This window comes from Streptomyces sp. NPDC088706 (assembly GCF_044752765.1).
Lineage (GTDB): Bacteria > Actinomycetota > Actinomycetes > Streptomycetales > Streptomycetaceae > Streptomyces.
Map to the genome: position 1 here is coordinate 1,212,960 of NZ_JBIVLW010000001.1, position 12,387 is coordinate 1,225,346.

The 12,387-nt window shown below is 71.1% G+C and carries 10 protein-coding genes; all 10 read right to left on the minus strand.

Going from position 1 to position 12,387, the window contains the following annotated elements; translation table 11 throughout:
- Positions 1-40: 40 nt before the first annotated feature.
- The 10 genes from ACIQAK_RS05465 to ACIQAK_RS05510 all read right to left on the minus strand — a co-directional run bounded on the left by ACIQAK_RS05465 (position 41) and on the right by ACIQAK_RS05510 (position 12,125).
- Entirely contained in the window at positions 41-475 is a 435-nt protein-coding gene (locus ACIQAK_RS05465; protein WP_366390965.1) for a cytidine deaminase, read from the minus strand.
- The gene (locus ACIQAK_RS05470; protein ID WP_366390964.1) at positions 472-1,734 is read right to left on the minus strand and encodes an ABC transporter permease; all 1,263 of its coding nucleotides are present in this window, start codon (positions 1,732-1,734) and stop codon (positions 472-474) included. Before ACIQAK_RS05470 ends, ACIQAK_RS05465 begins: the two co-directional genes overlap by 4 nt.
- On the minus strand, positions 1,731-2,849 hold the full coding sequence (locus ACIQAK_RS05475; protein WP_366390963.1) for an ABC transporter permease: 1,119 nt from the start codon (positions 2,847-2,849) through the stop codon (positions 1,731-1,733). Before ACIQAK_RS05475 ends, ACIQAK_RS05470 begins: the two co-directional genes overlap by 4 nt.
- Complete coding sequence (locus tag ACIQAK_RS05480; protein ID WP_401363448.1) at positions 2,846-4,429, minus strand: ABC transporter ATP-binding protein; 1,584 nt, start codon at positions 4,427-4,429, stop codon at positions 2,846-2,848. The genes ACIQAK_RS05475 and ACIQAK_RS05480 overlap by 4 nt, the downstream gene beginning before the upstream one ends.
- Before the next feature lie 362 nt (positions 4,430-4,791).
- Complete coding sequence (locus tag ACIQAK_RS05485) at positions 4,792-5,835, minus strand: BMP family ABC transporter substrate-binding protein (protein WP_366390961.1); 1,044 nt, start codon at positions 5,833-5,835, stop codon at positions 4,792-4,794.
- Positions 5,836-6,010: 175 nt separating this feature from the next.
- Complete coding sequence (locus tag ACIQAK_RS05490) at positions 6,011-7,246, minus strand: amidohydrolase (protein WP_366391098.1); 1,236 nt, start codon at positions 7,244-7,246, stop codon at positions 6,011-6,013.
- A gap of 244 nt (positions 7,247-7,490) precedes the next feature.
- The gene (locus tag ACIQAK_RS05495) at positions 7,491-8,525 is read right to left on the minus strand and encodes a hypothetical protein (RefSeq protein WP_366390960.1); all 1,035 of its coding nucleotides are present in this window, start codon (positions 8,523-8,525) and stop codon (positions 7,491-7,493) included.
- Between the two features lie 10 nt (positions 8,526-8,535).
- Positions 8,536-9,468 (minus strand): N-acetylneuraminate synthase family protein, encoded by a 933-nt coding sequence (locus ACIQAK_RS05500; RefSeq protein ID WP_366390959.1) that lies wholly within the window; start codon positions 9,466-9,468, stop codon positions 8,536-8,538.
- A gap of 12 nt (positions 9,469-9,480) precedes the next feature.
- Complete coding sequence (locus ACIQAK_RS05505; RefSeq protein ID WP_366390958.1) at positions 9,481-10,722, minus strand: acylneuraminate cytidylyltransferase; 1,242 nt, start codon at positions 10,720-10,722, stop codon at positions 9,481-9,483.
- A 20-nt stretch (positions 10,723-10,742) separates the two neighbouring features.
- Positions 10,743-12,125: a DUF6716 putative glycosyltransferase gene (locus tag ACIQAK_RS05510; RefSeq protein WP_366390957.1), complete on the minus strand. Its 1,383-nt coding sequence runs from the start codon at positions 12,123-12,125 to the stop codon at positions 10,743-10,745.
- Between the last annotated feature and the right edge of the window lie 262 nt (positions 12,126-12,387).

Below are 12,387 nucleotides of genomic sequence, written 5' to 3' on the forward strand. Positions count from 1 at the left end.
TGGCCCTTCCGCGGAGGGGAAGGGCCACCAGGGTTACAGATCAGCCGAGGTGCTGCGGGCCGAACGACTGCGGCAGCATCTCGTCCAGGGTGCGCAGGCCCTGGGGCGTCTCCAGGAGGAGTTCGGGGCCGCCGAACTCGTACAGGAGCTGCCGGCACCTGCCGCACGGCACCAGGACCGACCCGGTGCCGTCCACACAGGTGAAGTGGGTCAGCCGGCCGCCGCCGGTGGCGTGGAGCGTGGAGACCAGGCCGCACTCGGCGCAGAGCGAGAGGCCGTAACTGGCGTTCTCGACGTTGCAGCCGGTGATCGTGCGGCCGTCGTCCACCCGCGCGGCGACACCGACCCGGTAGGCCGAGTAGGGGGCGTACGCCCGGGACATGGCGTCCCGGGCCGCGACCCGCAGGGCCTCCCAGTCGGCCTCGCCGAAGGTGGCGGAGCCTTCCGGAGTGCCTTCGGAGGCGGGCGAGGTCACTTGCCCTCGCCCTTGCGGTAGGGCACGCCGTCCGCCTTCGGCATCCGCAGCCGTTGCGCGGAGAGCGAGAGGACCAGCAGCGTGGTGACGTACGGGGCCGCGTCGACGAACTGGCTCGGCACCTGGTCGGTCAGGAAGTACCAGGTGAACAGCAGCGCCGAGACGGCGGCCGAGATCACCGCGGTGACGTACTTCTTCTTGTAGAGCTGCCAGAACACCGCGATGACCAGCAGGATCGCCAGCAGGAGCAGCATCGCGTGGACGTTCTCCGCGCCGCCGCGCAGCTTGAGGCTGTCGGTGAAGCCGAAGAGCCCGGCGCCCAGGGCCATGCCGCCCGGCATCCAGTTGCCGAAGATCATGGCGGCGAGACCGATGTAGCCGCGGCCGCCGGTCTGGCCCTCCTGGTAGATGCCGGTGGCGACGATCGCGAGGAACGCGCCGCCGAGGCCCGCGAGGCCGCCCGAGATGGTGACGGCGATGTACTTGTACTTGTACACGTTGACGCCGAGCGTCTCGGCGGCCACCGGGGACTCGCCGCAGGAGCGCAGCCGCAGCCCGAACGGGGTGCGCCACAGGACCCACCAGGTGGCGGGGATCAGCAGCAGGGCCAGCAGGGTCAGCAGGGAGAGGCCGGTGACCAGGCCGCCGACGATGCCGGCGATGTCGGAGACCAGGAACCAGTGGTGCTGCTGGAGGTCCTGCAACCAGTCCGAGAGCCCCGGAATGGTGATCTTGCCGATCGGATCGATACGCGGGGACTGCTTGGAGGAGCCGCCCTGCACGCCGTCGAAGGCGAAGTTGGAGAGGTAGCGGGTGACGCCGACGGCGAGGATGTTGATCGCCACACCGGAGACGATGTGGTTCACGCCGAAGGTGACCGTGATGACCGCGTGCAGCAGGCCGCCGAGGCAGCCGCCGAGGATGCCGAAGAGGACACCCATCCACGGACCCCACTGGAATCCGGCCCAGGCACCGAACCAGGTGCCGAGGATCATCATGCCTTCGAGGCCGATGTTGACGACGCCCGCGCGCTCGGCCCACAGGCCGCCGAGTCCGGCGAGGCCGATCGGGACGGCGAGTTCCAGCGCACCGGCCACCTGGCCGACCGAGGTGATGTCGTCGGCGCCGCTGATCAGGCGGACCAGGGAGACGAGGGCGAGGCCGCCCGCGATGATGAGCAGGATGACGGGCAGCGTGAGCTTGCGGCGGCCGCCCTTCTTGGGGGCGTGGCGTGCGGCGGTGGCTTTGCTGATGCTCACAGGGCCGCCTCCTTCTCGGTCTTGATGGCATGGCCGGCGGCGAGCTCCTCGCCGACCTTCTGCTGCTGGCGGCGGACGCCGTAACGGCGTACCAGCTCGTAGGAGACGACGACCGAGATCACGATCAGGCCCTGCATGATCGTCGCGATCTCCTTCTCGTACCCGTACTGGTCGAGCGAGGCCGACGACTTGTCCAGGAAGGCGATCAGCAGGGCGCTGAGAGCGATGCCGAGCGGGTTGTTGCGGCCCAGCAGCGCGATGGTGATGCCGGTGAAGCCGATGCCCGTGGGGAAGTCGAGGCTGTAGGTGTGGGTGTCGCCGAGCAGGGTCGGCATCCCGGCCAGGCCCGCGACCGCTCCGGAGATGAGCATCGAGGTGAGGATCATCTTCTTGGCGTCCACACCGGAGGCCTGGGCGGCGCTCTCGCTGGCGCCCGTGGCGCGCAGGTCGAAGCCGAACCGGGTGCGGTTGAGGACGAACCAGTACAGCAGGCCGCAGCCGGCTGCCACGAACGTGAAGCCGTAGATCTCCCCGGCCCCGTCGCCCATCGGCAGCCCCGGGAACCAGCCGGACTCGGCGATCTCACCGGTGGTGAGGTTGTTGGAGCCCGCGGGCTGCTCGCCGAAGTTCTTCGGCAGGATCAGCCAGGCGACCAGGGCGGTGGCGATCGAGTTGAGCATGATCGTGGAGACGACCTCGCTCACCCCGCGGGTGGTCCGCAGGAAGCCCGCGATCCCGGCCCAGAAGGCACCGACCAGCATCGCGACGATCACGATCAGCAGGATGTGCAGCGGGCCCGGCAGGCTGACGCTGGCGCCGATCAGTGCGGCCATCATCGCGGCGAGGCGGTACTGCCCGTCGACGCCGATGTTGAAGAGGTTCATCCGGAAGCCGACGGCCACGGCGAGTGCGGCGAGGTAGTACGTACCGGCCTGGTTGATGATCAGGACCTGGACGTCCACGTAACTGGCCGACTCGAACATGATCCGGTACGGCTCGAAGGGGTTGCGGCCGGAGGCCAGCAGCACCACGGTCGTCAGCGCCAGCGCCACGACCAGGGCGAGCACCGGGCCGGCGAGGCCCAGGACCAGCCGGTCCTTGTCGAATTTCTTCATCGGGCCTCGTCCTCCGGGCTTTCGAGGTGACCGGTGGCGGCACCGGTCATGGCCGAGCCCAGCTCCTCGGGGGTGATGGTGGCCGGGTCGGCGTCGGCGACCAGTCGGCCGCGGTACATGACGCGCAGGGTGTCGGAGAGCCCGATCAGCTCGTCCAGGTCGGCCGAGATCAGCAGGACGGCGAGTCCTTCGCGGCGGGCCGCGCGGATCTGGTCCCAGATCTGCGCCTGCGCGCCGACGTCCACCCCGCGGGTGGGGTGGGCGGCGATCAGGAGCTTGGGGGCGTGGCTCATCTCGCGGCCGACGATCAGCTTCTGCTGGTTGCCGCCGGAGAGGGAGGCCGCGGTGACCTCGATACCGGGGGTGCGCACGTCGTACTCGCGCACGATCCGCTCGGTGTCGGTACGGGCCGCCTTGTTGTCCAGCAGCCAGCCGCGGCTGTTGGGCTTCTCGGTGACGTGGCCGAGGATGCGGTTCTCCCAGAGCGGGGCGTCCAGCAGGACGCCGTGGCGGTGCCGGTCCTCGGGGATGTAGCCGATACCGGACTCGCGCCGCTTGCGGGTGGGGGCGTGCGAGATGTCGTCGGTGTCGAGGGTGATCACCCCGCCGTCCGCGTCGCGCATCCCGATCAGGGCCTCGATCAGCTCGGTCTGCCCGTTGCCCTCGACGCCGGCGATCCCGAGGACCTCGCCCTTGTGGATGGTGAGGTTGACGCCCGCGAGGACGTCACGGACGGTGCCGTCGGGGTCGGTGACCGTGAGCGCCAGGTCCGCCACGCGCAGCATGGGCACGTCGGTGACGGTGGACTCGCGGGTCTCCGGCGAGGGCAGTTCGCTGCCGACCATCAGCTCCGCGAGCTGCTTGGTCGTGGTGGTGGCCGGGTCGGCGGTGCCCACCGTCGTACCGCGGCGGATCACCGTGATGTCGTCGGCGACCGAGAGCACCTCGCCCAGCTTGTGCGAGATGAAGATGACGGTCAGGCCCTCGGCCTTGAGCTCGCGCAGGTTGGCGAAGAGGGCGTCGACCTCCTGCGGCACCAGGACCGCGGTCGGCTCGTCCAGGATCAGGATGCGGGCGCCCCGGTAGAGGACCTTGAGGATCTCCACGCGCTGCCGGTCGGCGACCCCGAGGTCCTCGACGAGCGCGTCGGGGCGGATGCCGAGACCGTACGCGTCGGAGATCTCCTTGATCTTCCTGCGGGCGCCGGCACCGATGCCGTACAGCTTCTCGCCGCCGAGGACCACGTTCTCCAGGACGGTGAAGTTGTCGGCGAGCATGAAGTGCTGGTGCACCATGCCGATGCCGCGCTCGATGGCGTCGCCCGGGTTGGAGAACGAGACCTGCTCACCGTTGATGGCGATGGTGCCCTCGTCCGGCTTCTGCATGCCGTAGAGGATCTTCATCAGGGTGGACTTGCCGGCGCCGTTCTCACCGACGAGGGCGTGGACCGTGCCCTTGCCGATCGTGATGTCGATGTCGTGGTTGGCGACGACGCCGGGGAAGCGCTTGGTGATGCCGTGCAGTTCCACGGCGGGGGGGCTGCTGGACGCGTTGATGACGCACTCTCCTTGGCCGGACAGGAGCGGGGGCGGAGGGGCTGAAGGGGGTGAAGTTATCGCGCCGGAGGGCTGTCTACACGCGTAGCGCTGCCGAATCGTAAAACAGCAGGCGCACGCCACGGTCCGGACGCGGGGTCCGGACCGGGTGGGAGCACTGCGGGAGGCGGATCTTCTTCGGTACTGCGGTTCCTACTGCGGGTACTGCGTTGTGCTGTGCTGCTGTTCTGACTGCGGGTACCGCTGCGGTACGGCTCCGGGAACGGGCGCTCCCCCGGTACGGGTGAGGGCCCGGCGGCCCTGTCCGCCCGCCGCGCCGGAGTGCGGCGGGGCGAGCGGACAGGGCCTGGGAAACCAGCCGGAGGGACCGACCTCGACCGTCCTTGTTACGGGGCGGTCTTGACGGTGATCTTGCCGTCGATGATCTCCTGCTTGGCCTTGTCGACCGCGGCGATGACGTCCTTCATCTTGGTGAAGGCCGGGTTGGACATCGACAGGCCGACGCCGTCCTTGTCCAGGCCGTAGCGGATCTCGCCGGACTGCGGCTTGCCGTCCTTGACCGACTTGATCAGGTTGAAGACCGAGTCCTCGACGTCCTTGGTGACCGAGGTCAGGATGGACTCCTTGTAGTTGGCGAGCCCTTCCTGGTTGTACTGGTCGGAGTCGACGCCGATGTTCCACTTGCCCGCCTTGGAGGCGGCCTCGATGGCACCGGAGCCGGCCAGACCGGCGGCCGAGTAGATCACGTCGGCCTTCTTGTCGAGCTGGCCCTGGGCGGCGGCCTTGCCGAGGTCGGGCTTGGCGAAGCCGTCGAAGTTCGGGGGCTGCGTCAGGTACTGCGGGAGCACGTTCACCGACGGGTCGGTGTCCTTGACGCCCTGGACGTAACCGGCCTCGAACTTCTTGATCAGCGGGGTCTCGACGCCGCCGATGAAGCCGACCGTCTTCGTCTTGGTGACCTTGGCGGCGGCGACGCCGGCGAGGTAGGAGCCCTGCTCCTCGTTGAAGACGATGTTGGCGATGTTCTTGCCCGTCACCGAGGCGTCGTCGATGATCCCGAAGGTGGTCTTCGGGAACTTCGGCGCGACCTTCTTGATGGCGGGCGCGTAGGCGAAGCCGACGCCGATCACCGGGTTGTTGCCGGAGCGGGCCAGCTCGGTGAGGCGCTGGACCTTGTCGGCGTCGCTCTCCCCGTCGGAGGGCTCGGCCTCGCTGCCGGAGATGTCGAGGTCCTTCTCCGCCTTGGCGAGACCGGCGTAGGCGGCGTCGTTGAACGACTGGTCGCCGCGGCCACCGATGTCGTACGCGATGGCGGCCTTGTCACCGTCGGAACCTGCGTCCGACGACGTTTTTCCGCCACACGCGGTGGCGCTGAGCGCGAGGGCCGCTGACGCGACGCCCACGGTGGCAATCCTGGTGATCCGGCGCAAGGGAAGGCTCCTTCAAACCTGACCGAAGCGCCTCTTCCGGCGCTGGTTTCGCGGCGATCGTAACGCGCGTAGATGTCAGATAAGAGCACGTACGGAAGCCGTTATCGGATCGTCGTGAACAGAAAGGTGTCAGGTCCGTCCACAGATGCCCCGCAGACACTTCGTCGAGGCACCCCTAGGACGGGCCCTCCAGGAGGGCCGCGGCCGTGAACAGCTCGACCCCCACGGTGATGGCCGCCTCGTCCACGTCGAAGTTGCCGCGGTGCAGGTCCAGACCGCGCGTGTCGCCGGGCGGGCGGACGCCGAGGCGGGCCATGGCGCCCGGGACCCGCTCCAGGTACCAGGAGAAGTCCTCGCCGCCGAGGCTCTGCTCGGTGTCCTCGATCGCATACGATCCGCGACGCTCGGTCATCGCGGCGTCCAGCAGACCGATGCTCTCGGCGTCGTTCACCACGGGCGGCACGCCCCGTACGTAATTGATCACGGACTTGGCCCGATGCATTCCGGCCACCTCGTCCACGGCCGCGTGCACCATGTCGGGCGCGTCGCGCCAGGCGTTCAGGTCGAGGCAGCGGACCGTGCCGGAGAGCTCGGCGTGCTGCGGGACGACGTTGGGGGCGTGGCCGGTGTGGAGGCGGCCCCAGGTGAGGACGAGCCCCGAGCGGGCGTCCACGCGGCGGGACAGCAGCGCGGGGACGTCCACGGCGACCCGGGCGGCGGCGGTGACCAGGTCGGTGGTCAGGTGCGGGCGGGCGGTGTGCCCGCCGGGGCCGTCGAGCGAGATCTCCAGCCGGTCGCAGGCGGAGGTGATGGGCCCGATCCGCAGCCCGATCTTCCCGGCGTCCACCTTCGGGTCGCAGTGCACGGCGAGCATCCGCCCGACGCCCTCCAGCACCCCGGACTCGATCGCGCTGAGCGCGCCGCCCGGCATGACCTCTTCGGCCGGCTGGAAGACCAGCCGCACCGCGTTCGGCAGGAGCCCCCGCCGGTCGAGCGCGGCGAGGACCAGGCCGGCGCCGAGCACGGTGGTGGTGTGCACGTCGTGCCCGCAGGCGTGGGCCCGGTCGGGCACGGTGGACCGATAGGGGACGTCCACCTTGGTGTCCGGGATCGGCAGGGCGTCGATGTCCGCCCGCAACGCCAGCATGGGCGTCACGCCGTCCCACTCCCCCACGTCACAGACCAGCCCGGTCCCCACGTCGAGCACCCGCGGCCGGAGCCCGGCCTTCTCCAGCCGGTCCTTGATGGCGGCGGTGGTCCGGAACTCCTGGTTGCCCAGCTCGGGATGCCTGTGCAGATCCCGGCGGAAGGCGATCAGCTCGGCCCGCAGCTCGTCATCGAGCCTGCCGGGCAGCCCACCTCCTCCCGGCTGGTCGACCAGGTCTTCGGGGCGGGAGGCGCAGGACTTCAACTGGTTCACCTTGTGAAGGGTAGGCCCCTTCACCCCTCAACTGGCCACAGATCAAGAAAACTTCAACCGCACAGGGGAACAAAAGGCGGGGTGGGGGCGTGTGACGGGTCGTGACAGTGGGTATACCTTGTGGCTCCCTCGCGGCTTCCTCGCAGCTCTCTTACGGCCCTCTCGCGGCTCCCTTACGGCCTTCTCGCGGCTCCCTTATGGCCTTCTCGCGGCTCCCTCCCCCGTGGACGCCCCGTCAGGCATGCGCCGTCGAGGTCAGCCGCTGCACCCCCCGGGCGCTCTCCGTGACGCCGCTCAGGAAGCCCTGTGCGCGCGGGGAGGCCGTCGTGCGGAGCCATTCCGGGGCGACGTCGCAGACCGCGACGTGCACGCCGGTGCCGGCCAGGGCCAGCGGGAGGGTGTGGACCACCGTCGAGGGGAAGCTCACCACCGTGTGGCCGATGGGGCCGCGGCGGGCGATGAGTTCCAGGGGGAGGTCCGGGCGGACGATCTCCAGGCCGGTGGCGGCCTCCAGGGCGCGGAGCTTCTCGGCGGACTCGCGGCGGTGGGCGAAGTAGCGGGTCGCGCCGTGGGTGCGGGCCAGGGACGCGACCGCCTCCTGGTACGGGGCCGGGTCGACCACGCCCGTCTCGACCAGGGAGGTGCCGACCAGGTCGGCCCCCTTGCCGACGCTCGGCGGGCCGAAGCGGGCGCGGGTCCAGGTGAAGGTGTTGGCGGTGACGGTGACGCCGGGCGGGGGCTCGACCGGCATCGCGGTGAAGACCTCCACCGCGTGCCGGGCCGTCGGGGTGAAGCGGCGCCGGGCGGTGGCCGTGACCGGGGCGAGGAGCAGTTCGCGCGGGCCGCCGCGGCCCTTGCGGTGCCAGCGGGTCAGGCGCTCGCCCCGGGCCAGCTGGGTGACGAACTCCATGGTCGCCGTGCCGTCGTCGACCACCGTGAGGCGCTCGGCCCGGACCAGGGTGAGCAGGAGCTGCACATAGCGGGAGAACGGGTCGCCGATCACGATGTGCTCCGCGCGCCTGACCAGTCCGCCCAGGGCGCGCAGGGCCTTCAGAGGCGCGCCGGAGCCTCCGCGCGCCTCCTGCCAGCGGACGGTGATGCCCTCGTCGCGGGCCAGCTCCGCCATCCTGCGCAGCTGGCCGCGCGACATCGGGTCGACCGGGGGGAGGACGACGACCGTGGTGGCGGCCGGGTCGTCTCCCCCCATGGCGTGGGTCCACTCCAGGACGTTCAGGAGCTGGACCGGGCTCTCGACGAAGGCGAGGTTCACCGGTCGGCGCTCAGACCGCGGCCGGCTCGGGGGCCGGCGCGTTCTCGGTCTCGGCGACGACGCCCGCGACCCGGCGGAGCTTCTTCATCGGGCCGAGCTCGGACTCGTACACCTTCTTGACGCCGTCCCCGAGGGAGGCCTCGATGGTGCGGATGTCGCGGACCAGGCGGGTCAGGCCCTGCGGCTCGACGGAGGCGGCCTGGTCGGAGCCCCACATCGCGCGGTCCAGGGTGATGTGGCGCTCGACGAAGGTGGCGCCCAGCGCGACGGCGGCCAGGGTGGTCTGGAGGCCGGTCTCGTGGCCGCTGTAGCCGATCGGGACGTTGGGGTACTCCTGCTGGAGGGTGTTGATGACCCGCAGGTTCAGCTCCTCGGCCTTGGCCGGGTACGTCGAAGTGGCGTGGCAGAGCAGGATGTTGTCGCTGCCCAGCACCTCGACCGCGTGGCGGATCTGCTTCGGGGTCGACATGCCGGTGGACAGGATCACCGTGCGGCCGGTGGCGCGCAGGGCGCGGAGCAGCTCGTCGTCGGTGAGGGAGGCGGAGGCCACCTTGTGGGCGGGGACGTCGAACTTCTCCAGGAAGGCGACCGCCTCGGTGTCCCACGGGGAGGCGAACCAGTCGATGCCGCGCTCGGCGCAGTGCTCGGAGATGGCGCGGTACTCCTCCTCGCCGAACTCGACGCGGTGACGGTAGTCGATGTACGTCATCCGGCCCCAGGGGGTGTCGCGCTCGATGTCCCACTGGTCGCGCGGGGTGCAGATCTCCGGGGTGCGCTTCTGGAACTTGACCGCGTCGCAGCCGGCTTCGGCGGCCGCGTCGATCAGCGCGATGGCGTTGTCGAGGTCGCCGTTGTGGTTGATGCCGATCTCACCCGTGATGTAGACGGGGTTGCCGGGTCCGGCGGTACGGGTGCCGAAGGTGCGCAGGCGGGAGGTGCTCATGGTGGTGCTTCCTTACGTGGTGGGGACGGTGGGGGCTGTGGGGTTCGTGGTCGTGGTGAGCGTGGGGCCCAGCAGCCAGGCCGCGATCTCGCGGATGGCGCCGTAGCCGCCGGGAGTGGTCGTGACGGCGCGCGCCGCGGCGCGTACCGAGTCATGGGCGCTGCCCACCGCCACGGGCCAGCCCGCGAGGGCGAAGCAGGGCAGGTCGTTGACGTCGTTGCCGACGTAGAGGACCCGGTCGGGCGCGATGTTCTGCTCGTCGCACCACTGCTTGAGCGCCTCGTCCTTGCGGTCGATGCCGTGCAGGACGGGCACTTGGAGCTTGCGGGCGCGGGCGGCGACGACCGGGTTCTGTTCGGTGGAGAGGATCAGCAGCGGCACGCCGGCCTTGCGCAGGGCGGCGATGCCGAGCCCGTCGCCCCGGTGCACGGCGACGGTCTCGCGGCCCTCGGAGTCGACCATGACCCGGTCGTCGGTCTGGGTGCCGTCGAAGTCCAGGACGACCGCGTCCACGTCCGCGAGGGAGGGCAGCGGCGAGGGGTCCAGGAGCGGCGCGAGCGCGCGGGCGCGGGCCAGGTCGTGCGGGTCGTCGATCTCCAGCACCCGGGCCGGGTCGGTGGGCACCAGGGCGGTGTGGCCGAAGAAGCGGTGGCGGTGGGTACGGAAGCCCGCCGCGTCCATCGCGTAGGCGGCGCCGGTCTCCAGGTGGTCCTGGGGGCGGTCCTGGCGGCGCGGGCGTACGGACTTGTCGTGGTTGACGCCGTACGTGCCCTCCTCCACCGCGTGCCCGTCGCGCCAGAGGAACCCGTGGAACGGGGCGACGGTGACGGCTGTGTCGGCGCCCTCGTGGGCCACCGCCCGGGCCACCCCGGCGATGTCCTCGCGGGAGACGAACGGGCTGGTGCACTGGACGAGGAGGACCACGTCCACGCTCCGGGCGCGCTCGGCCTCGTAGGCGTCCAGGGCGTGCAGGACGGCCGCCTCGCTGGTCGCGGTGTCTCCGGCGATGGCGGCGGGGCGCCGCACGCAGTGCAGCCGGTGGGCGGCACCGAGGTGGGCGGCGGCGGTGCGGGCGGCCTCCGCGATCGCCGCGTCGTCGGTGGTGACCACGACGTCGGTGACCTCGGGGGCGCCGAGCGCGGCGCGGACCGCGCGGGCCACCAGCGGGATGCCGCCGACCTCGGCGAGGTTCTTGGCGGGGACGCCCTTGGATCCGCCGCGGGCGGGGATCACGGCGAGGACGGTCGGTGTCATCGGGGCTCCTGAGGTGGTGGTCACAGCTCCCCCATCCGGCGGATCACCGGGGCGACGCGCTGGACGCCCTGGCGGTAGGCGCCGCGCGCCGCGTTGCGGACGGTCTCGCGCACCGCGCCCCGCACCCGGCCGTGCTCCTGCGGCGCGGCGGCGCCGGGCAGCGGGGTGCCGTCCGGGGCCAGGTGGTGGCGGGCGAGGATGCCGGGGAGGTAGCCGGGGGCGGTGGCGGGTGTGTAGTACGGGGCCAGGGGCGGGAGCCGGCCGCTCTCCAGGAGGGCGGTCACCTGGGCGCGGGCCCTGTCGTAGGCGGTGCCGTACGAGCCGTCGGCGGCGACGCCCTGGTCGGCCAGCCACTGTCCGTCGGGGCGCGGGCGGAACCCGCCGTCGAGCCGGTCCCAGGAGGTGAGGAGCCCGGAGCCGACGAAGTGGTGGTTGCCGAGCGGCTCCCGGACGCCGAGGTCGGTGAGGACCGCGGTCGGGATGCGGCGGTGCAGGGACTCCAGGGCGGCGGTCGAGGAGACGGTGACCAGGAGGTCGGTACGGTCCAGGACCTCGCCCATGTGCCCGTACACCAGGCGGAAGTTGGGCGGCAGGCCGCCGGGCACCCTCTGCGCGAGCCGCTGGTAGGGCAGCTCCTCGATGTGCGTGGTGTGCTCGCCGGGCTTGGAGCGCAGCTTGAGCAGCACCTCGCGGCGCGGGTGCAGCCGGGCGTGCTCGACGAGCCGGCGGAGCAGGTACGTGCGGTCGACGCGGGAGGCCGGTACGGAGGGCTGGGCGGCGAACACCACGGTGTCGCGGCCCTCCTCGGCGCGGTACGGGGCTCCGCCGAGGAAGGGGAGCGCCGCCTCCGTGACGGCCGATGCGTCGGCGCCGACGCCCTGGTACACCGCGCGGAAACGTTCCGCGTCGTGGGCGGAGTTGGCGAGGACGACGTCCGCGCCGTGGCGGAGCAGGAGGCCGTCGGCGAGCTTCTCGTAGACGACGCCCACGTATCCGGTGACGATGACGGGCCGGCGGGTGAGGTTCAGTGCGGCCAGGCCGTGCAGCATGGCCTGGACGCCGCCGCCGACGAGGGCGAGGACGACGACGTCGTACCGCTCGTCGCGCACGGTGTGCAGGAACTCGACGGCGGTGACCTCGCGGACCTTCTCCGCCTCGATGCCGACCTCACCGACCTCCGCGAGCTGGCGAGGGGTCGGGGTGGCCCGGCCGCGCAGCAGCAGCCCGCTGACCTCGACGGGGCGCGCGCCCCGCTCGTCCGTCCCGGCGGTCAGGCGGCGCGCGGTGAGCGCGCCCCATTTCCACCGGGTGTCGGAGTCGGCGAGGACGGCGACCCGCAGCGCCGGGCGGGGCTCGGCGGGGGTTCGGGCCGGATCGGCCGTATTGCTGGTACGTGAGGGCACGTCCTAGAAGTTAGGAAGGCATTTCGATGCGCGGCCCAACGCGACGGCAACAAATGGTTAACAGCGCGCCGACTATTGGGGAATCGCCAGGCCAGGCACAGGAAAGGAACTGCGGTGACGGGTGGTTCATCCATGCGCCATTCGTCGTTCAACCTCCATGGGGCGGGATGAGGCCGGCGCGTCAACCAGCGTGCCTTCGCCGGGGTTTCAGCGGTGCAGCGGGGGTGTGCAGCCCCTCCGGAAACGGGCCCGAAAAATTCCC

Excerpts from the sequence above, each read along its gene's own strand:
- ACIQAK_RS05475 (WP_366390963.1), bottom strand. The coding sequence starts at position 2,849 with ATGAAGAAATTCGACAAGGACCGGCTGGTCCTGGGCCTCGCCGGCCCG.
- ACIQAK_RS05500 (WP_366390959.1), bottom strand. The coding sequence starts at position 9,468 with ATGAGCACCTCCCGCCTGCGCACCTTCGGCACCCGTACCGCCGGACCC.
- ACIQAK_RS05505 (WP_366390958.1), bottom strand. The coding sequence starts at position 10,722 with ATGACACCGACCGTCCTCGCCGTGATCCCCGCCCGCGGCGGATCCAAG.